19 protein-coding genes and 2 pseudogenes are annotated in these 20,771 nt (G+C 57.7%); 13 read left to right on the forward strand and 8 right to left on the reverse strand.

The window, feature by feature from the left end:
* Positions 1–156: 156 nt before the first annotated feature.
* The 5 genes and pseudogenes from AC1DTN_RS11820 (at position 157) to AC1DTN_RS11840 (ending at position 2,353) form a co-directional block, all read left to right on the forward strand.
* Positions 157–450, forward strand: coding sequence for an HdeA/HdeB family chaperone (locus AC1DTN_RS11820; RefSeq protein WP_439019095.1), 294 nt, complete (start codon positions 157–159; stop codon positions 448–450).
* An 83-nt stretch (positions 451–533) separates the two neighbouring features.
* Positions 534–791, forward strand: coding sequence for a hypothetical protein (locus AC1DTN_RS11825; RefSeq protein ID WP_477852864.1), 258 nt, complete (start codon positions 534–536; stop codon positions 789–791).
* 357 nt (positions 792–1,148) lie between these two features.
* Positions 1,149–1,574 (forward strand): annotated as a pseudogene (locus tag AC1DTN_RS11830) (zinc-binding dehydrogenase); the annotation flags it as partial.
* Between the two features lie 55 nt (positions 1,575–1,629).
* Positions 1,630–1,938, forward strand: coding sequence for a tautomerase family protein (locus AC1DTN_RS11835; protein ID WP_439019097.1), 309 nt, complete (start codon positions 1,630–1,632; stop codon positions 1,936–1,938).
* Between the two features lie 28 nt (positions 1,939–1,966).
* A complete protein-coding gene (locus AC1DTN_RS11840; RefSeq protein ID WP_439019098.1) occupies positions 1,967–2,353 on the forward strand; it encodes a DUF983 domain-containing protein in 387 nt (128 codons plus the stop codon).
* Between the two features lie 167 nt (positions 2,354–2,520).
* Here AC1DTN_RS11840 and AC1DTN_RS11845 read toward each other — a convergent pair whose 3' ends face one another.
* The 3 genes from AC1DTN_RS11845 to AC1DTN_RS11855 form a co-directional block, all read right to left on the reverse strand.
* On the reverse strand, positions 2,521–2,652 hold the full coding sequence (locus AC1DTN_RS11845; protein ID WP_439019099.1) for a hypothetical protein: 132 nt from the start codon (positions 2,650–2,652) through the stop codon (positions 2,521–2,523).
* A 101-nt stretch (positions 2,653–2,753) separates the two neighbouring features.
* Positions 2,754–3,248, reverse strand: coding sequence for an SRPBCC family protein (locus AC1DTN_RS11850; protein WP_439019100.1), 495 nt, complete (start codon positions 3,246–3,248; stop codon positions 2,754–2,756).
* Positions 3,249–3,802: 554 nt separating this feature from the next.
* Positions 3,803–5,179, reverse strand: a complete 1,377-nt coding sequence (locus AC1DTN_RS11855) for an aldehyde dehydrogenase family protein (RefSeq protein ID WP_439019101.1) — start codon at positions 5,177–5,179, stop codon at positions 3,803–3,805.
* Positions 5,180–5,781: 602 nt separating this feature from the next.
* Here AC1DTN_RS11855 and AC1DTN_RS11860 point away from each other — a divergent pair.
* From AC1DTN_RS11860 to AC1DTN_RS11885, 6 genes are all read left to right on the forward strand, one after another.
* The gene (locus tag AC1DTN_RS11860; RefSeq protein ID WP_439019102.1) at positions 5,782–7,011 is read left to right on the forward strand and encodes an MFS transporter; all 1,230 of its coding nucleotides are present in this window, start codon (positions 5,782–5,784) and stop codon (positions 7,009–7,011) included.
* A gap of 434 nt (positions 7,012–7,445) precedes the next feature.
* Positions 7,446–8,255, forward strand: a complete 810-nt coding sequence (locus AC1DTN_RS11865; protein ID WP_439019103.1) for a type 1 glutamine amidotransferase domain-containing protein — start codon at positions 7,446–7,448, stop codon at positions 8,253–8,255.
* A 510-nt stretch (positions 8,256–8,765) separates the two neighbouring features.
* Positions 8,766–9,179, forward strand: coding sequence for a LysR family transcriptional regulator (locus tag AC1DTN_RS11870; protein ID WP_439019104.1), 414 nt, complete (start codon positions 8,766–8,768; stop codon positions 9,177–9,179).
* A 22-nt stretch (positions 9,180–9,201) separates the two neighbouring features.
* Positions 9,202–9,447, forward strand: coding sequence for a type 2 periplasmic-binding domain-containing protein (locus tag AC1DTN_RS11875; RefSeq protein WP_439019318.1), 246 nt, complete (start codon positions 9,202–9,204; stop codon positions 9,445–9,447).
* Positions 9,448–9,836: 389 nt separating this feature from the next.
* Positions 9,837–10,253 carry a GlcG/HbpS family heme-binding protein gene (locus tag AC1DTN_RS11880; protein WP_439019105.1) on the forward strand — a complete coding sequence of 139 codons (417 nt, stop codon included), beginning with the start codon at positions 9,837–9,839 and terminating at the stop codon, positions 10,251–10,253.
* A 54-nt stretch (positions 10,254–10,307) separates the two neighbouring features.
* On the forward strand, positions 10,308–11,360 hold the full coding sequence (locus tag AC1DTN_RS11885; protein ID WP_439019106.1) for an NAD(P)-dependent alcohol dehydrogenase: 1,053 nt from the start codon (positions 10,308–10,310) through the stop codon (positions 11,358–11,360).
* Between the two features lie 1,092 nt (positions 11,361–12,452).
* Here the strand turns inward: AC1DTN_RS11885 and AC1DTN_RS11890 are convergent.
* Entirely contained in the window at positions 12,453–15,401 is a 2,949-nt protein-coding gene (locus AC1DTN_RS11890) for an ATP-binding protein (RefSeq protein ID WP_439019107.1), read from the reverse strand.
* Positions 15,402–15,917: 516 nt separating this feature from the next.
* On the opposite strand from AC1DTN_RS11890, the gene AC1DTN_RS11895 reads away from it, so the two are divergent.
* Positions 15,918–16,211 (forward strand): putative quinol monooxygenase, encoded by a 294-nt coding sequence (locus AC1DTN_RS11895; protein ID WP_439019108.1) that lies wholly within the window; start codon positions 15,918–15,920, stop codon positions 16,209–16,211.
* Positions 16,212–16,644: 433 nt separating this feature from the next.
* Positions 16,645–17,751, forward strand: coding sequence for an NADH:flavin oxidoreductase/NADH oxidase (locus AC1DTN_RS11900; RefSeq protein WP_439019109.1), 1,107 nt, complete (start codon positions 16,645–16,647; stop codon positions 17,749–17,751).
* A gap of 11 nt (positions 17,752–17,762) precedes the next feature.
* On the opposite strand, the pseudogene AC1DTN_RS11905 reads toward AC1DTN_RS11900, so the two are convergent.
* The 4 genes and pseudogenes from AC1DTN_RS11905 to AC1DTN_RS11920 all read right to left on the reverse strand — a co-directional run.
* A pseudogene (locus AC1DTN_RS11905) lies at positions 17,763–18,117 on the reverse strand (transposase); the annotation flags it as partial.
* A 449-nt stretch (positions 18,118–18,566) separates the two neighbouring features.
* Positions 18,567–18,917 (reverse strand): DUF1330 domain-containing protein, encoded by a 351-nt coding sequence (locus tag AC1DTN_RS11910; RefSeq protein ID WP_477921036.1) that lies wholly within the window; start codon positions 18,915–18,917, stop codon positions 18,567–18,569.
* Positions 18,918–18,966: 49 nt separating this feature from the next.
* A complete protein-coding gene (locus AC1DTN_RS11915) occupies positions 18,967–20,079 on the reverse strand; it encodes an NADH:flavin oxidoreductase (RefSeq protein ID WP_439019111.1) in 1,113 nt (370 codons plus the stop codon).
* Positions 20,080–20,231: 152 nt separating this feature from the next.
* On the reverse strand, positions 20,232–20,591 hold the full coding sequence (locus tag AC1DTN_RS11920; RefSeq protein WP_439019112.1) for a hypothetical protein: 360 nt from the start codon (positions 20,589–20,591) through the stop codon (positions 20,232–20,234).
* Positions 20,592–20,771: the final 180 nt, after the last annotated feature.

Below are 20,771 nucleotides of genomic sequence, written 5' to 3' on the forward strand. Positions count from 1 at the left end.
CGTGTATCCTTCAACGTATCGTGCTATTATTAGTTGTTTCTAAATTGCGACCTGCCGCGATCAGAGTTGACCGCGGCCCCTTGTGGTTTCCAAACATATCACTGCACACACGAACCCTCGCTCTGGTAAGGGGCAAGGGTGTTTGGGAGGACGACTATGATGCGCCTAGTTTCAATCGCAATAGCATTTGCAGGTCTTGGCTTGGCAGGCCAGGCCTTGGCCGCGGAAGTGGACATGTCAAAGGTTACCTGTAAGGAAGTTGGCGACATGTCTGCCGCCAAAACCATCGGCGTGGCCATGTGGGTGAACGGGTACGTTCACGGAAAAGCTGGCAGTGCGATGATCGACGGCGAAAAGGCTCACGCCAACGCGGAGAAGGTCGCCGCCTATTGCAAGAGCAACACCGGCTCTACGCTGGCAGACGCCATGGAAGCGGTCTCTAAAATGTAGCAGAACCTGTGACAGTGGCGGCATTCACGCCGCCACTGAGAGCATCAAGGCTATAGTTATGGCCTCTCAACGGGAGACGGACCATGTTCGGACTCAAGTCTTTCACCGCTGCCTCGATGGCTGCAATATTCCTCTTGGGCATGCCAGTAATGTCCGTCGCGACAGAGCAGGGACAGCAGCGCAAATCTGCGCGTGATGTCCGCCAAGACACCCGCCAGGGCGCGCGGGATACAAAGCAGGACTGCCGCGCGGCCAATGACCAAAGCAATGCTGCATGCCGGCAGGATAAACGCGCCACCAAGCAAAAAGGACGTCAAACAGGACGAGACATCAAATACTAAGGTTTGAAGTCACGCGTATCGACGACGCGGAACGCCGGGCTGCGGCTCTGCGCATAGCCGTCCTTGTCAAAGTGATAGTAAACGCCGTTGATGCACGGTCTGCATGTCGAGATAGCCTCAAAAGCTCAGTAATATCAAAGCGCCAAACTTAAAGTGGTTCGCAATCAGAGAGGCGGCGGTTCAGATCCGTTCAAGGCGACCATCTTGATCGCTACAGAGCCTAAGACCGAGCAGCGGCCAATGCATCTAACATGATGGCGACCCTTGCGAGATCTTCTTCATTTAGCACTTCGACTGCGGAATCAATGCGCTCTTGCAGATTGCGTTTGATGCTCTTTGCGGTCCGGTTGAGATCGTCTCGGGGCAACGCCGATCGACTACGCCTCAGATGACGTCGACAGCTACGTTGCGAAGCATTCCGACGGAAGAGGTTTCAATGTTGTCTACGACACGGTTGGCGGTCCGGGGCTGGACATCGCTTTCAAAGCCGTCGGACGGTTTGGTCATGTCGTGAGCTGCCTCGGTTGGGGGACACACGCGCTAGCTCCGTTGTCATTCAAGTCTGCAACCTACTCCGGCGTATTCACGCTGATCCCTCTTCTAACCGGCGAGGGACGAGAACATCACGGCGACATCATGCGAGAGGCGACGAAGCTGGTGGAAGCTGGAAAGGTCTCGCCGCGGGTCGATCCGAGGAAATTCACCCTGGCGACGGCCTCCGACGCTCATGAACTTTTGGAGAATCGCAAGGCAAACGGGAAGCTTGTCGTCGAGGTTCATTGACAGGCCTCGAAAGTGTGATCGTTGCCCTCCGCATTCAATCTTACAGGAGATATCCATGCCTTTCGTGAACATCAAACTGGTCGACGGCGTCTTCACCAGCACCCAGAAACATGCCTTGGCGAAGGCGATCACAGACGTCATGGTGAAATTCGAAGGTTCCGAGGCGTTCAGGTCGGTGACCTGGGTTCTGATCGAGGAACTACATACGGACGGCTGGCACATTGGTGGCGAACCCTTTTCGGGGCCACCTTCGCTAATGACTACGCTCGGCAGATCAAAGGCCGTCTACGAGATGATCGACGGGAACCCAACGGCTCGTGACGAGTTCGCCTCGGTGTTGCCGCCTAAATCAGAAGCGGTATGACTGGTCGGCGCATTGCAAAGGTCCGAGGATGACCAGCGAGTACGATGAAACCAAAAATCCCGCGCTGACAGGCATCAAAGGACTATGCCCGCGGTGTCAGCGCGGTCATCTATTCAACGGCCTTCTGTCGCTGGCTCCCGGTTGCGAGGTTTGCGGCCTGGATTATTCCTTCGCGGACCCAGCTGACGGACCAGCATTCTTCGCCATGAGTATCGTCGCGGTTCCTGCGCTCGCATTCGCTCTCTGGCTCCAGTTGACCTTCGACGCCCCGTTATGGGTTCACCTTGTGGTCACTTTGCCGCTGACCCTCGCTGCCTGCATCGTCCTGTTGAGGCCCCTGAAAGGGTGGTTGGTCTGCTCGCAGTACTTTCACAAGGCGGAGGAAGGGCGGATCGATACTGATTGGCGTGTCTAGGACAGAGGCATGCTGGATGGCCGGAATTGGGAATCGCAGACGAAAGCGCACACCTATCTATTTGGAAAGCTGCTTTGCGATCGCCCCGAGGCAACCTGCGAAATCTTCCACCATCTGACCGCTTAGCTGACGCTGACCGTTCTCTCGAGCCAGACATCGACATCCAACTACTCACCGTCGTTAGGCACGACATAATCGCGGATTTCCTCGAGAGCGTCATCCAGCTCCTGCCGACCTACCGTAGGCTTCGACTGTTCCCGTGCCGCCCGTGCGATCGTGTCGGGTCCGGATTGGGTCATGTAATATTGGCCGCGCCCATCTTCCTGGCCGACACCCGTTCTCGCGGCCCGGGCCGGTTTCAAACGGAAACCCGCCCTGACGAAGGAAGCGCGCGGCGAGCTTAGTTAGCGGTCCTCAATTCAATGTCGGCGGCTTCGGACGACCTCCCCACGCCAAATTGCTGCGCGAGGGATTTCAAGCCGTTCCGGTAGATACCGGATACCACAGAGACTGCCTCTGCTTCAGTCACACCGACTGGTTTGAATTCACCCGACCACTCCACCACGGACCCGCTGTCCGCATCGCTCTGCGTGACGCCCAGTGTCGAACGATAGGTGCCGACCGGAATTGGCGCCTCGACAAGTTCGTAGGTGTAGCTGCGTTTGGCCTGATCAAATCTTATAAGCCTTTCCGAAAATTGCGCGCCCTCCACCGTTGAAAAGCGGCGGATGCGGCCGCCGTCGTGGAGTTCAAGGCTCGAAATAAAGGGAAGCCAGTCGGGGAGTGAACCAAACCCGCCGATCAGTTTCCACACGTGGTCGGGCGAAATGGGAAGCGCAATTCTTTCAACGACGGATGCCATATCGTCTTCTCCTTTTTCATCTGCTTTGTTCATGTCGGGTTCGCGCGCGAGGTCGAGGCGCCTGTTGCATGAAGGCAAGGCCATCGACTTGTGCTCGTGCACACCCCGCAGTTGAAGCGTAGATCGTTCGTCGCAAAATAGGCGTTAAAGTTCGTAACGCGCGGTGAATTGAACGCTCCCGCCGACACTGATTCTGAGTGGCAGTCCCGACTGGGCCCGCACACCTGGGGCCAGCGGGCTTCTGGTGCGGTCAGTTCCAGCCGCTACGGTGATCGCGGAATCGGGACACCTTCCCTTTTATGAGGAACTTCGGAAATTTCAAGCGGCCTTATCGGCGTTCGTTCGAGAGTGCCGCTCCGACGCGACTTCAGACATGGACAATGAGGAGGCTTACGCCAGGACGACGTGATCGTTGCAATAACGAAGTGCTCATGCCTGTCTTCGTCTCTGTGACCTTGAAACCTTTGAGACCGGTAACTTCTCTGGGGTACAACACTCAGCGTTAGGCCAGCGCGGTCCATCATCGTCGCATTTGTTGGAGAGGAAGCGACGGCGGTGGATGGACGAAGCACTCTCTCGTCCGATCATTACAGTTTGAATACAAGCATTTTTTCTGCTGTCATCTCCTTCATCGTATAAGGGATGCCGCCGATGCCGTAGCCGGATTCACGGCGTCCGGCAAACGGCATCCAGTCGGTGCGGAACGCTGTGTGATCGTTGATCATGACCGCAGAGGCGTCGAGACGTTCGGCAGCATAGAAGGCTGCCGCGAGATCTTGCGTGAAAATGCTCGATTGGAAGGCGACCGGCAGCGCGTTGGCTTCCGCGATGGCTTCATCCAGGGTTTCGAAGGGGAAGATGCAAGTGAGTGGCCCGAAGACCTCGAGAGTTGAAACCTTGGCGTCCTTCGGCGGCCGGACAAGAACCGATGGCTTCAAAGTCGTCTCGCTGACACGCCCACCGCCAAACTCTCTTGCACCTGCCGAGACAGCCTCCTTAATCCAGCCTGCAACTCGGTCAGCCTCCTTCGGCGTGATCAGCGGCCCAACCTCGGTTTCAGGCAATGTCGGATCGCCAGTTCTTAACGCCGCGACGTGGGCAGCGAACTTCTCGATAAATGTCTGTTCAATGTCCGTGTGCACATAGATGCGCTGCACTGATACGCAGACCTGGCCCGCGTGGTAATAGCCGCCCTTTGCTATCGGTTCGATGATCCGGTCGAGATCGACACTCCTGTCGACGATCAGCGGCGCCACGCCACCATGTTCGAGCGCGCAGCGCGCACCGGGCGCAAGCTTCGAGCGAAGCTGCCAGCCAACTTTTGCCGAACCGATGAAGCTCAGGAATGCGATCCGGGAATCGGTTGCGAAAGCTTCCGAGAGGGCGCGATCCTCGGGCAGGAAGGTCTGCACCCAGCCATCGGGTAAGCCCGCCTCATGCACCAGTTTGACCAGTTCGACGCAACTGAGCGGCGTCGCCGTTGCCGGCTTGACGATGACCGGGCAGCCGCTGGCAATTGCCGGCGCGATCTGGTGAACGACGAGGTTCAAGGGGTGGTTGAAGGCCGAAACAGCGGCAACGACGCCGATTGGCTCCGGAACAGTCCAGGCGCGGCGGTTGACGCTTACCGCCGTCAGGCCCATCGGGATTTCCCGACCGGCCCATGTCCGCAGCTCATTCGCGGCGTAGCGGATCCCATCGATGGCGCGATCAGTCTCGATAAGCGCATCGGTGAGAGGCTTGCCGCCTTCGCGGGCAATCAATCGGCCGAAATCTGCGCGTTTGTCCTGAACCAGAGCGGCGAGCCGATGAAGTATCTCGATACGACGATAGGGCTTCAGCCAGTTGGGTCGATCTTTAAACAGGTGCTGGGCGGTGCTCAACTTTCGTTCGAGTGCGGCCGCATCGTCGCTTGGAAGTTCGGCAATTGGCGACCGATCGAATGCTTGGACGACTTCAATCATGGGGGGCCTCGATGTCGTTGTTTATGATTTGCCTTGATAAGCGCGGAGCTCTGCGCCCATGCGCTAGGGCGCAGATGTCGTTCGGCGATGCCCGTTCAATCTAGCGTCGGATTCTCCGGAGAGAGAGTTAAGCGCTGTAGTTTCCGGTGAATTCGCCCGCTCTCGTTCGCGTGACAGCTGATCGGTCGGTCGAATATACCAGCTTCGGCGGTACTCGGCCTGCGATCCCGGCAGCCTTCGCTAAAATATGAGAAGGAATAGCTGCGCCTTGGCACCATGAACTCTATGCCGATGAAGGAATCGTGGCGTTCCGTCGCGCATTGCCGCGTCCCAAGAGCTACCTTGCCGTCACCGGTTCGCCACTCGCACCGAAATCCTCGACCGTCCCCTTAAGCTCGAAGCTTCATTCGATTGGGGCAGCCTCTGCCAGGTCACGCAGAAAATTCTCGAAGTTTTACCACGCTTAACCCCATGCGGCCCGAAGCATCGCTACTATGAGCGGCCGCAACGGGCCTGGTTGTGGCACCAAGGGGAAACTCCGGCGAAGGTTCGCTGCCCTCGATCCCCACCCTTAGGTCGAACAGAGGAGCTCGAAGAGGAACATGTTTCAGAAAGCTTTTGAACCTCAATGCACGGCGGTCGCGATCCATTGTACGGATGCGGCACAACGCCGGCGGCGCGGCCTCACGCTCTTTGCGCTGGCGCTTGGGAGTTTCTGTATCGGCACATCCGAATTCGCAAGCATGGGCGTTCTTCAACTGTTTGCTGACAGTCTTGATATCAGCATACCGGTGGCAACCAACGCCATCACCGCCTATGCCTTCGGTGTGGTGATCGGTGCGCCGCTTGTCACGCTCGCTGCCGCTAGGCTGAACCGAAAGAGCTTGCTTCTTGCCTTGCTCGGCCTGTTCATCGTCGGCAACGTGCTCTCAGCACTCGCCGCCAACCTCGGAATGTTCGCCATGGCCCGCTTCATCAGCGGTATGCCGCAGGGTGCCTATTTCGGTGCCGGCGCCGTCGTCGCTTCCTATATCGTCGGACCCGGACATGGTGGCAAAGCCTTTGCGCTCGTGATGACCGGGCTGACCGTTGCCACAATTATCGGTTCGCCGCTCGCCACCTTCCTCGGCCAGAACCTCGGCTGGCGTAACACCTATTTCGCCGTCGCTGGCGTCGGCGTGCTGGCGCTTATGGCGCTTTGGGCATGGGTGCCTCGGACTGATGCGCTGAACGGGGGAGCGATCGTGCAGGAACTCAGTTCGCTGCGCCGCGGAGCCGTCTGGATCATGATGCTCGTCGCTGCTCTTGGCGTCGCCAGCATCTTTGCCGTCTACACATTCATCGGGCCGTTCGTGACCAATGTCGCGTTTATCGATCCGGCGTGGATCCCGCTGGCGCTCGCCCTTTTCGGCATCGGCATGACGACCGGCAATCTTATCGGCGGGCGCCTCGCCGACAGGTATCCGTCGCGCGGCCTCATCGTCGGTTTCGGCAGCGCCTTGATCGTGCTGGCAGCCCTTGCTTCGCTGGGCGACAATGTCGCATTTCTGATGATTGGTCTCTTCAGCGTCGGCACGACGATGATGATCGCCATTCCGACGATTCAGGTGCGGCTGACAAGCTTTGCGCCGGAGGCGCCGACACTGATGGGCGCTATGAACCTTGCGGCGCTCAACGTCGCCAACGCCTTCGGCGCCTGGGCCGGCGGAGCGGCGATTGCCGCCGGTTTCGGTCTGCTCTCGGCGGTATGGGCAGGGTTCGTCCTCACGTTTCTTGGCTTGGTCGTGTTTGCCGTCACGCTGCCGCGCGCCCCTCAATTCGCTGCGGCGTGAGAATAACGCAAAGCCTGCGCGATAAATGGAGATCGAACCGTGGCAAGAGCCCATCTTTTCGAGTTCACAGAGATCGTGGCTCATCGTCTTTGAAACGGGATCTTGATTGCGCCGATATGCCGGTATTGGGTCGAGGATGGCTGCATGAACGACTGGCATCTCGTCACCATTCAGGCGGGGGCGATGCTGCTATTTCTTCGAAAGCCGGTGATAGCACCATCACCCAGGGGGGTCCGAATTAACTCCGTTTCACGGGGTTTTACTTCAGCTCCACTGCCGACGTTTCTAGAATAAGGCGGCGGTGATTGACCGGCAGATAGGGTCATCTGCACCTTCGCCGCTACGAAATCATGATTGTGAAGGTGGATGATCCCATCCGCGCTTCAACTGCACCCAACAGCTAGCAGGCGTCACACAAACGCCATGGAGGCACCATGAGCAAGGGTACTATTCTCGTCGCCGTATCGGCAGCCGATCGCATTCCACTGGCCGGCGGCGTGATCGGCAAGACCGGCACTTATCTCAACGAACTCGTCGTTCCGGTCATGACGGTCGTGGAGGCGGGGTATGATTATGTGCTGGCAACGCCGACCGGCACCAAGCCGATCATCGACGAAGTGTCATGGGCGGTCGGGCATTTCGAAAACAATCAGGCTGCGTTCGAAAAGGCGATCGCCTTTTTCGAAACCGACCCCGCCATGCAGCATCCGCGCACCCTCACGTCGGTCGTCGCCGACGGCCTTGACAAATATGCGGCTGTCTTTGTGCCGGGCGGCCAAGCACCGATCGTCGACCTGTCGCAGGATGCAGACTTCGGCACGATACTGAAACATTTCCACATGCGAGCGAAGCCGACGGCGCTGCTGTGCCATGGTCCGATTGCCCTGATCTCATCGCTGACCGAGATGAAGGCTTTCCGCACGGCACTGGAGGACAACGATACCGGTGCCGCCAAGGCTGCCGCCGCCGAGGGCTGGCCCTATGCGGGCTACAGGATGACCATCTTCACCAATGAGGAAGAGAAATATATCGAGGATGAGATCCTGCACGCGAAGATGCAGTGGCACGTAGTCGATGCGCTGCAGCTCGCCGGCGGCAATGTCTCCCGCAGCGAACGGGATTTCCAGCCCTACGTCGTTCACGACCGGGAACTGATAACCGGCCAGAACCCCCGCTCCGATCACGAGCTGGCAAAGACCCTTGTCTCGGCGCTAGATGCGGGATTGAGCGCCAAGGTTGCCTAAGAATAAGCGGGGACGTCCCCATCAGGGGACGTCCGTTTGGTTAGGCACCTGTAGCACTTCACTCCTGCCCGCTAAGGCGGCAGTCATATTCTGGACCCGTAGACGGCGTTGATGATTGCAAATGCAGACTCAGATCGACGCCGTCCAATCAGGGCCGGTGCGTGAATTAGCGACCCGCCGACGGAAGAATTCGCTAAGTTTAAGCCGGTTTACTCGATAGACCGGCGTCTCTAGTGGATATTCGAAACGCAGTCCCATTCGGACATGCCGGCCGGTGGCGATCGCATGGGTGCTAAGATCGGCGCTTGTTATTAACCTTTCAGGCGACGCCGGTGGCGGAGAATGTAATCGGGTGAAGTAGGCATTCGCGACATCCGCTGATCATTCGATCGGACAGCGCCCTTTCGGCGGGGTGCTGGCGTTGCGATTTCGCGTCCGCTCGCCGCCGTGACAGGACTCAGCTCCGCGCCCTAAATTCGGGACCAGCATAAACCGATTGGAACCTAGCCGATGAATCTCGTATCCTGTTTGTATCTGATCAGGATTGCAGAGCACGGGAGCCTCTCCAGTGCGGCAATCGTCCTTGGCGTTACACAGTCGACCCTCAGCCGGGCTGTGCGCGAGATTGAGTCCGAACTCGGCGCTGTGATCTTCCATCGCGATGGACGCGGCGTGGTCCTAACCGATGAAGGCGCGGTCGTACTTGAAGCTGCACGGTCGGTGACCGCGACCTTGGCAAGCGTGCACGCTAGACTGGAAGCAATGAGTGGGGTCGTCGGCAAGGCGATTACGGTGGGCATCATGCCGTCGACTGCACTGTTGTTGACCGTTCCGTTGATGTCGCGATTGCGAACTGACTTTCCCGGGACGCAGATGCAAATCGTCGAGGGATCAACAGGGACACCTCCTGGAGTGGCTGAGTGATGGCAGGCTGGACCTAGCGGTCATCTATGACAGTTCGTCGATCAGCAGATTCAATCCGGAACCCGTCCTGACCAACGACCTACATCTTGTGGCTGTGCGCAATGCACCCGCACTTCTTCCCGAAACGCCTTTCGCGAGTTTGGCGTCTTTTCCCCTTGTCCTTCGGAGCTGTAAACATTCGACCCGCCGGGAGCTGGACCACTTCGCAAGCGAACATGGCGTGAAGCTTTTGCGACACCTCTTGGCGGGGCACGCGGCAAGGGAGTGAATCGCATCAACAGAAGCTTCCGCGACGAGATAAGGTCGGTTTATCGGGGCTATTCTCGCCAGCCAGCAACCTGAACACCGGAAAATATTTGAGCCAGCTGGTTAAGCATGACAGCCGGTTGGCTCCTTCACCTAGGACATTTGCACTCATCTGTGTTGCCGAGGCTTCTCCTGCCGCAACGCATAGTTAGGCGCAAGTATTTGAATTTGCTGCAACTCATTCCGGTAAGGCCAAGGACAATTCCCTTCAATTCTCAAGGTTTAACAGGTGGCGACAGCGCCGGGATGTTAGCCTTTTGCCAATGTCATCCGTGAGTTTCGTGCCTCCGCCGCCGGCGGCATCCCCTCCTAGGACAGGTTCGACATCATTGAATTTGAAGCGAGGACCAGATGCCACTGACAAACGCATCGATCAGACTTGAAGAGGCGAAGCGGATGCTGCGCGCTGCCGAGGCGAAGGCTGTTTCTTTCGGCATCGCCTATAACATCGCCGTCGTCGATGCCGGCGGCCATCTGGTCGCCTTCGTCCGTCAGGATGAGGCGCTGATCGGCAGCATCGAGCTGGCGATCAACAAGGCAGTCACGGCACGCCTCTTTGACAAGACGACAGCCTATCTCGCAACGCTCGCCCAGCCCGGGCAGCCGCTCTACGGCATCCATCAGACAAACCGAGGAAACGTGATCATTTTCGGGGGCGGCATCCCTGTAGTGCGCGACAACAGGATCATCGGCGCCGTTGGCGCAAGCGCTGGATCCGTCGAACAGGACATTGCTGTTGCCGAAGCCGCCATTGCCGCAATCGCGTGAGGTCCAGACAAAAATCCTTCCGATGCACATCCACCAACCTAAGAGGAGAAAGACATGAAAGCGGCCCGCCTATACGAATACAACAAGCCCCTCGTCCTCGAGGAGGTGCCGGTTCCCGACATTCAGCCGGACGAGGTTCTGGTCAGTATCAAGGCCTGCGGAATGTGCCGATCAGACGTTCTGCTCGTGGACGGTTTCTTCACCACCTATGCCGACATTCCGCGGCCCATCACTCCGGGACACGAGATCACCGGTATCATCGACAGGGTCGGCAGCCTGGTGCCGAAGTCAGCGATCAAGGAAGGCGATCACGTCGTCGTGGCGCCCGGCTGGGGTGATGGCACCTGCCGGCATTGCCTTGTTGGCAATACCCAGATCTGCGCCAATGTGCGCTGGCCGGGCTTTGGTGCATATGGAGGATTCGCAGAATCCATCCCAGTTCCCGCCCGCTACGTAATTAAGGTCGACAAGCGTCTCAAGTTCGAGGAAATAGCGCCGCTCACCGACGCTGGATTGACACCATACCGCGCCATCAAGAAGCTTCGCAACGCCGGTGTCCTTGGCCCCGACAGGGTTATCGGCGTCTTTGGCGTTGGCGGTCTCGGTGCTTATGCGGTACAATATGCAAAGCTGCTTGGGAGCGGGGCGAGGGTGGTTGCCTTTGCACGTAATCCAGAGAAGCTGTCACTTGCCAAGGAATACGGGGCTGATGACATCATCAATATTAACGGGAAATCCATTGGTGATATAGTTGCTGAGCTCAAGGCGGCGACGGGGCAGGGCGATATCGACGCGGCAATTGATTGCGCGGGTGCCAAGGAGACCGTGGAGATCGCAACCGGACTACTTGCGATTAGTGGTCACTATGTCGACGTCGGCTTCATCGCCGATCGCATCGACATTCCCCTCTTCCCGCGCGTCTCCCGTGAACAGACCATTCAAGGTTCGTTCTGGGGCAACAACACCGATCTCGCCGAGGTGATGGCTTTGGCCGCCAAGAACAAGATCCGCCATACGATCGAGACCTTCTCCTTCGAGGAAATCAATCCCTATCTCGATCGATTGAGAAAGAACGAGATCGTCGGACGATCTGTGCTGAAGTTCTGACGTGACGCTGCCCCGGCAGCAGCCGAAGTTGCTGCCGGGGCAGCAACTTCCCATCCTCCGCGGCGCGCTAGCTGCGGCACCCATTCGATCTGCAGCACGCTGAAGGGCTCCCGCTGCCCAATTTTGTGTGTAGAAACAAAGACAGGCGGACATCGGCAAGCGCGCCGGCGCACCGCCGGTGGCATCGTGCATATCTGTTATGCGATGCATCCTGCACCAGCTTGCTCTACCCAATCGGACAAATGTTTCGGCCTGATTTCGGGACAGCGACTTCGGCCAATGCAATTCCAAAACCGCAGTCGCCAAAAGCAAACTCGTTCTGGCAAGCTTTGCGACGCCACGGGATGGCTGCGATGGCGGCGGTGAAGTGGCTGACGCCGCATTCAGACAGGAGCAAAGGACCGAATCTGGTTCAGTCACATTCGCAGAGACCGACATTGAACACATTGAAGTTTGGGCATTTTATGATTTTTGGACCGCCGGCCGGGGCGCACAGCAATGGACCCCTGCCGGCGGATCGGCGCCTGCTTCGCGACCTCCGGTCCTCGCGCAGCATTTCCGTCTGGCGCCAGCGCGAGATCTCACCAAGCCGGTTCCGGCTCACGGATGGGACTGTCTTCTTTTTCCGGCACAAACGTTGGGATAATTTCGAGCGGATCAACCACCGCCATCTCCCACCCAGAAATTCCGCACGTATGGGTTTTTTGCCTCCGGCGGATGCCAGTATGTGCGACTGCATTGCAATTGCCTCATGCGAGGCGTGCAAGGCCGCCCCCATGAGCGCAAGTCCGCACAACAGATCCCGGAGTACATACTGTTCAACAGATGACGAGGGTATCGCCTCCGGCTCTTTTGAGTGCGCGATCGTCTCATCCATCAATGAGACAAGCTGCGGATGCCGGATTTGAGGTGTGGCGTTGAGCTGTTTTCTTGTCGACATATGGGCCTCCAGAAGAGGCCATAGAAACGGATCAGATTGCCGGTTTGTCGCGCCTACGGAGCATTTTCGCTACACTTGTAGTACTATTCTTTTGGTGCGGGCTACGGTCGCGCCGCGGCCCAACCCAGCCGGACATCTGTCGTCGCCGACGGCTAATGCCGGGGAGCGTGTTCGGCAGAGGGTCGAGCCACTGCACTTTCCTCTTCAGAAGCCTTGCCGTCGAGCAGATTTCTTGCCGCGGAAACGTCAGCGCTGACTTCTCCACCGTCGAACCGAGTCAAGATTTCCCGGAGAGCATGGAGTGATTGTTTGGCCTCCTCTTCCCCCGTTCTCTTGCCCAGGCGTGCAATGTCCGTGGCGATCCGAAGTTCCCAACTAAGGGACGAATGTTCCCGCGCCAAGCACAAGGCCCGCTTCAGCAACGAGTTCGCCTTATCCAGACGGGGTTTGGGCGCATCGGCGAGGACTATAGCCTTTATCCGCAGAAGCTCTGGCTGCCTGAAACTGCCGCCGGCGTTTTCGTCTACGGCCAAGGCCGCATTTATTGCGGTCATGGCTTCTTCGTGGGCTCCTAATTTGTTCAAGCCTTGGGCAAGCGCGCCCAAGGCAGTAAGTGTAGACGCCACGAGGCGGCCGCCGAGCACGGCATCCAGATGCGCCCTCAATAAATCGATGGCACGGTCCGTATGTCCTTGGAAAAGGCGAAGCTGATCGCGCATCGTCAAACCAGCTTCGTGCAACCCAGCCAACGAGTAGCGCCGTGTTAAAGTGTTCAGCCGCTGCACATATGGTCGCGCCTCATCGAACTTGCCGCAAAGGAGGAGTACCTCCACGCCGACGACAAGCGTGACGCACAGTGGACCAACATCTTGACGCGCGTCGCGGATCGCCTCTTCAACGAACTGGAGACTGCGATTATGTGACCCCCTCAACCAGACCATCCGTGCATGCAGAATTCTTGCAACTGCCTTTTGAGCGATATCGAGTTGACCCAGCGGCGCGAGGCCGAGTGCCGCCTCCTCCAGGAAACCGACATCGTAGGCTTCCTGCGACAGCTTCTGGTCGCCGCACATCTGATAGGACGAACCCAGCAGCCACTGCGCCACAACACGCTCGATCGGCCCTCCTTTTATTTCGGCGTCCGCTGCGTAGCGTTTGGCCAGGTCGAGCATCTTCGGATAGCTGCCGGATTTCAACGCTAGAAAATGCTGTCCGGCGCGCAGGTGGAATTCGGTTCTGTGGTCCTTAAGCCGTTTGCTGAGCTCTATTCCGGTTTGGAAGGCGGCGTCCGTTTCGGTGACATTATGGCTTGTATAGAAAGAGGAAGTGGCGAACCCCTCCAGCAGCCGCAGTTCCAAGTCCGAGCCGGTTAGCCTTTCGGGAATGGCCGAAAGAGCCCGCCTGCACCATTTCGTGCATTCGACCATGCGCCATTGGTCCATGAACATCGGTATCGAAAACTTGCACAGCTCCAAAGCGAGTGGCAGCTCTCCGTCCTCCGAGAAGGCCCAATCAAGCGCGGCCAGTACGTTGTCGACGTCGAACTGGACGTCGAAGCCAGTCTCCGCGTCAGTCCGAACGCTTCTATCACTGGCCAGCTTGCGCAGACACTCAACGTAATAGACCGCGTGTATTCTGCGAACTCCGCGTCCGGTCCCTGTTTCGCCGAGCTTCGCCGTGGCATAGGTCTTCGTGATCTCAAGAAGTCTTAGGCGCGATGAGCCTTCCGGCGAAAAAGCCGAAACCAGCGATTTTTCCACGAGATCGTCGATCATTTGGCTCGCCTCTGAGGGCGACGAGTCATTCGCCTTGGCTACGGCAAGGGCTGCATGGAGAGAGAAGTCCCCGGCGAATACCGAGAGCCGTTGCAGGAAGAGCTTACTTGTCTCGGTCAACAGGTCATAGCTCCAGTCGAGCATCGCTTCGACCGTTTGGTGGCGTCGCTCGGCATTCCGTTTGGCTCTCCATTGAAGGACAAGCTGATTGTCGATCAGGGCGGCGACCTTCTCCAACCCATATGATCCCACACGACTTGCAGCCAATTCGATAGCGAGAGGATTGCCATCGAGCCTTCGGCAAATTGTCCCGATCACGGCCGCGTTCCGATCATCGAGAGCATCAAGGAATCCGCCTCGGGCCGCTCGATCCATGAAGAGCTCAACCGAGGGCCATGCGATCGCCTGCTCAGGGGTTAGACGGCCAGCGTTCGGTGGGACGCCAAGTGGCCGCAACAGATAGATCGCTTCACCGGGGAGACGCAATGCCTCACGGCTCGTGACGAGGAGATGGGTGCCCTCTGCCCGTTCTCTGACGAATTCTATAATGCCGGCAACCGCATCGATGACGTGCTCGCAATTATCGAGAACAACTAGGCTGCGCTGCTTCGCAACATGCTCGACGAAGCGCTCCAGTGGGGAAACACCTGGAACAACATTAAGGCCGCCAACTGCGGCAACCGCGTCGATCACTCTATCCTGTGTCAAGACCGTGCTCAGATCGACAAAATGGACCGTTTCGAAGCCTGTGAGCTTCTGGGCTACGGCAAGAGCCAGCGAAGTCTTACCTACCCCTCCAGGTCCGACCACAGTCACAAACCGCCAGGACTTGATGGCCTTTTCCAGCTCTGCACCGTTCTCTTCGCGTCCGAAGAGGCGCTCGACGAGACGCGGCAGTCGCTGCGGCCGGAAGAACGGCGAGTCCGCCACAACAAGCTGGGGAGCGATTGGAGGCTCTCGAGCTGTGTCAATTCCGCTATCTATCTGCTCCGACTTGACCATGACAGGCGCGACGAAACAATAACCCCGGCCGGCGACACTGGTTATGTAGCGCGTGCCCTCAACCCCACAGCCAAGTTTCCGTCTCAGATGTGCCATCTGGACACGAAGGTTGGACTCTTCGACATTCAGGCCTGACCAGGCGACAGACATGAGTTCGCGACGCGAGATCACCTCGCCGGGGCGCTGTACAAGTGCCGTGAGCAGATCGAATGCCCGGCTTCCCAGCATGACCTCCGCGTTGCCGCGGTTCAGCGTTCTGCCGCCGACGTCGAGGGAGTAAGGTCCAAATCCGAAGACGCTGCCGTTCGAGCCGTTTGCCATCATGGTCTTCGCCTTCGGGTGATGTGGGAAAGATAGCTCCCGTGCTTGCCGTCCGCGCTCGCCCGATGCATCGGAAACGCAGGGGCTTCCTTGATTGATCAAGTCGCGGCACTATGAACCGCCGTACGAAAAGTGACAAGTGTCAAGCGGGGCGCCTCAAGTCGCTCTCTAATGCAAGACTGATGCTCGCAAAGGACTATCTATATACGACACGGAAGGCGCAGTGCAGGGACAGCCAACCTCACATTCCGTCCGTGTTAATTCAAACGGTTGGCATTTGAGGTTGTGATCGGCTGACCGTTCCCGATGTCTGCGGCGACACGGGTCCGCCGATTATTCATCTTCTACTGTTCATCAAGCAACCATAAGCGCTCGACGCCCGGATTAGGTCGCTGATTTCACTGAATTTGACAGCATTTTGCGCGCCATCCTCGTGGTGCTTCTTTATCCTTACGCACAAATTGTGGGCCTGAATCGGACGACGGCTGGCCATACGAGTGCGGATGGAAGGAATTGATTATGTCAACCGTCAAGGTTTATGGCGTTCTCACTGCGAAAGAGGGGCGCACACTGGAGCTGGCAGACCTGCTTCGGGAGATGGTCTCGCTCTCGCGGTCAGCGGAAGGAAATGTTCGCTACGATCTCTGGCAGGACAGTGAAAACCCCGCCCGCTTCTTGCTTGATGAACTCTATCGGGACCAAAAATCGGTCGCGGCCCATAAGGCCAGCCCGCACTTTCAGAACTACCTCGCACGCGTCGGCGATCTTGCCGACAGGCTGCCGTTGACGGTGACCGCGGTTGATGTCGCATAGCAAAGGAGCCTGATCCGACCGTCCACCGTCCCGGAACTGGAGCGCGATTATCGCACCGAAAGGAGTGATCATGTTCGCCAAAGCCTATTAAACTCGGTGTGCGATTGTGGAGCTGTACTGGAGCAATGCCGTCGATCGTGGCAGGAGCGGCTTCACGCGGTTCGCGTTCCCACTCGGCAGCTTCTGCGTTGGGGCCTCCGCGTCTGCCAGCATGGACCATGAACCCATTCCTGGCCGATCTTGGTGTCGCAATCCCTGCAGCGACGAACGCGATATGGCCTATGTCTTCGGCGTCGCGCCATTGGTTGCTTTTGCGGCGGCTCGTCTCAACAGAAGTTTCCGGCAAGTAGGCTCAAAGTCGTCGTAAGCGGCGGGATGTCTTGACATGCGTTTAAATGCGAATGGTGCGAATAGAAGCGTGGAGATTAGAGCAATGGCCAATGCAGCGCTTTTCGAGCCACTCGCGATACGTAACCTATTGTTGAGAAATCGGATCGTCATCGCTCCGATGTGCCAGTATTCCGCCGAAGAGGGCTGTATGAATGACTGGCATCTCATCCATCTCGGAAAGCTCGCCCTCTCCGGCGCGGCATTGCTTATCATTGAGGCGACGGCCGTCCTTCCCGAAGGTCGCATCACATATGCCGATGTCGGCCTCTGGAACGAGCAGACCTATGCAGCAATGAGCTTGACACTTGAGAGTATTCGCCGCTGGTCGGATATGCCGATCGGAATTCAATTGAGCCATGCGGGTCGGAAAGCGTCAACCGAAGTGCCTTGGCTAGGCGGAGGGCAATTCGCTCCAACCCATGGTCTGGGGTGGCAGACGAAAGCACCCTCTGCGATCCCCTTCATGGCCGACATTATTCCGCCTGCAGCGCTAGACAAGCAGGGCCTCGCCCGAGTGCGTGACGCATTTGTGGCGGCCGCAAAACGCGCGGCGAAACTAGGCCTCGATCTCGTCCAACTGCATGCTGCCCATGGGTACCTTCTGCATCAATTCCTATCGCCCCTCTCAAATCACCGGACTGACATATATGGGGGCTCTCTGGTCGCCCGAACCCGATTCCCACTGGAAGTGTTCGACGCGGTCAGGCTAGCAATGCCGCCGGACAGAGCTGTCTCGGTTCGAGTCTCTGCTACGGATTGGGTTGAAGGTGGCTGGGACCTTGAGCAGACGCTGTTCTTCGCCGAGGAGCTCGAAAAACGCGGTTGCGACGCGATCCACGTCAGCAGCGGCGGCTTGCACCCGGATCAACGCATCGCGACCGGCCCGAGCTATCAAGTGCCCTTTGCTCGGGCCGTGAAAACGGCGGTAGACATCCCGGTGGTCGCGGTTGGTCTCATTTCCGGGATCCAACAGGCAGAGGCCATCGTTGGCACCGGCGATGCCGACTTGATTGCCCTCGCTAGAACCATTCTCTTCGAACCGAACTGGCCTTGGCACGCGGCCGTCCAACTGGGTGCAAAGGTGCGCGCTCCACGGCAATATCTGCGATCGCAGCCTAGCAGGTTCCGGGACTTGTTCGACATTGACTGAAGCGATCGGATTCAAAGGTCCGGTACCAAATCGGTTTGTCCATCGCGAAGGGTGCCACAGCTTAGCATGCTGTGCATGATGACGGCCAACTTACGCGCCACTGCAACGGCTGCACGCTTGATGCCAAGACGCTCTCGAAGCTTGAGCCCCAATCTTTGAGGCAGCTGTCATTTCGGGATTTGGTCGCGTGAGCATCACCATTGCCGCCTCGTACAGAAGGCTTCGCAAGTGGCTCTCTCCGCGGCGAGAGATATGCCCGTCGTAATCGATCTCTCCGGATTGATACCGTCTCGTTGTCAACCCAAGCCAGGCACCCACGGAGCGAGATCGTTTGAAGTTGTCCGGATCTTCAATGGCAGATGAGAACGACAGCGAAGTTGTCTTATCGGGGAGCAACCACCCCGCAATGAACATTGGTTGTCACAGGGGGATCACACCGCGATTACCCCATGTTCAACCACCGACGACTTCTGGAGCCCATCGGGAATATACCGCCAGCCGAAGCCGAATAGCGGTACCACGCCATGCTAGACGAAGCAGTCATGGTCGCATAGCTCAAACGAAACGGCCTCCGGCAAACCCGGTGCGGTTCACATAGCTTTCCTCGATGATCCGCTCATCAACTTGCCCACCGCAAGTTGACCTGCTCCCGGCCGTGACCGGAAAGCTCGACGATCGAACGAGCTACACCACCTCTCGGACATCATCGAAACCACCTGAGCTTTGACCGACGATCGATGTCCAATCATCCTCAACGGTGACACTTATAAGATCGACTTCTGTCCCTCGGATCGACCGACCTGGAACTAAATGAGTCAGCCCGTCCGCTGCGCTTCACGAATGCCGGCGACGAAGCCCTTGATCGTAAAATCTTCGGGCATCTCATCGATTAGAATGATGTCTGAAATTGCATTGCTCTTCCGCAGCGGAAGTATAGCCTGATATTCTTCTGACCGGTACCAAGACGTCGCGGCCTCTCGGCTTGGAAATTCCATCAGAACGACCGAACCCGGCCATGTGCCTTCGACCACTTCAGCCGCCCCCTGCGCCAGCCACCTGCCGCCGAAAGGGGCGACGGTGGCTTCAACTTGATCCAGGTAGGACAAGCCAGCCTCGTTGGGAATATCGTTGGGGATGCGAAGATGGTTTATGAGATAGGCTTTCATGATCGTATTCCTTGCTTCGGATCGAGTGGTGAAATTTTTCGCGTCCGCGTCAGTCGAGCGTGGACAGCATTTTCTTGTCGAAGGGGTTCAGACAATTCTGTCCGTTGCTGCGTACGAGAGTTGCCCAGTCCGCGTTTGCGATCAACGCACGACCGACTGCAATCAGGTCAAACTCATTGGCGTTCATACGGCGAATGAGTTCCTCCAGACCGGAGACCGGCGCGAACTGGGATTTTCCCAGCAATTGCGCGGAGAAGTCTTCGCCTGCGAGACTGACAGAACCGACGCTAATCGTTTTGAGCCCAGTCAGTTTGCTGGTCCAACTCGCGAGGTTGAGATCGGACCCGGGAAATTCCGGCTCGTAAAAGCGGCGCGTCGAGGCGTGGAACACGTCGATACCCGCTGCGGCTATGGGAGCAAGAAGCGCCTCCAACGCCTGCGGCGTTTCGGCGAGCCGCGCTGAATAATCCTGTATCTTCCATTGCGAATACCGAAAGATCAAAGGGAAGTCCGGCCCTATGGCCGCGCGAACGCCCCGTACCACCTCCACGGCAAAGCGCGTCCGTTCAACAGCATCGCCGCCATAGGCGTCCTTCCGCTTGTTTGTGCTTGCCCAAAGAAATTGGTCGATCAGATAGCCGTGCGCACCGTGAAGTTCCACTGCATCGAAGCCGATCTGACGGGCAGCGGCAGCAGCGCTCGCAAAAGCATCAATCGTATCTGCGATATCAGAATCGTTCATCGTCCTGGTGTCCGGAGCAGTTCCTGTTGGACCTTCAGACAGTGCTTCCGGGTTGGGACCGGTGCCCGGCTTGCGCGTAAGGCCCTGATGCCAGAGTTGCGGTGCAATGCGGCCACCTGCCGCGTGGACCGCTGAGACGACGCGGGCCCAGCCTTCAAGGCTCTCTTGCGCATGAAAATTAGGAATGCCCGCATCATTCGAAGCCGCCAATCGGCCAATCGTCGTCCCTTCGGTGATAATCAGGCCGACACCGCCCTCCGCTCGACGCCGATAGTATTCGGCGACATTGGCACCCGGAACGCCACCCGGACTGAACTTGCGCGTCATGGGGGCCATGACAATCCTGTTCTTTAAGGTGAGACCGTTGAGATTTATAGGGCGAAACAAGGTGTCGGAATTAACAATGGTGTGCTGATCCATCGCGAGGCGCCTTTTATGAAAGAGAACGGCCGCCGAGTGTAAGATACCGCTCGGCGGGGAGCGCTTTGCAGAAATTGCCGAGCAAAGCTGCGCGCGTGCCTATCAAAGACAATGGCCCGGGCGGGTGCTGGCGTCCGGGCCATTCGTCGAAATCAGTTTACGGTGAACATGATGCTGCCGTCGGCCGCCTGTTCAGCGTTGACGATATCCCTCACGTGGACGCCGCGCTTCTGGAGGCGTTCGACGAGCCCCTTGTTTGCGGCAATCGAAGCCTGGATATGCTCAATGCCGCCGGTGCTGCGCGGAGCTTCGGCGTCGGTGCCGGAAGTATTGTCGAACTTCGAGTTGTCGTAGTCTTCGAGATACATGATCGAGAAAGGCTTGCTGTAGGTGAGCAAGGTTTTCTCGATCTCCGGATCGCCGTTCATTGTAAGGCTGTCGGCGTGGCTGACACCACTGAAGCCGATGGTTGAAACGGCGACGATTATAGCAATGTGGGCAAGACGGTTCATTTCTGAATTCCTCTCGATGGACGCGCAAGTGTAACTACGCACGTCACTTGGTTGCACAAGTATACGATGATTGTCATCCTTCCTAGATGACGCATTAAATATAAATCTCTAAGAATATACCGATATAATACAATTGTATTCGCCAGTATATACCCTTGTACAGGTTGGCATAGCTTTAAT

This window comes from Rhizobium sp. 01T444, assembly GCF_056398305.1.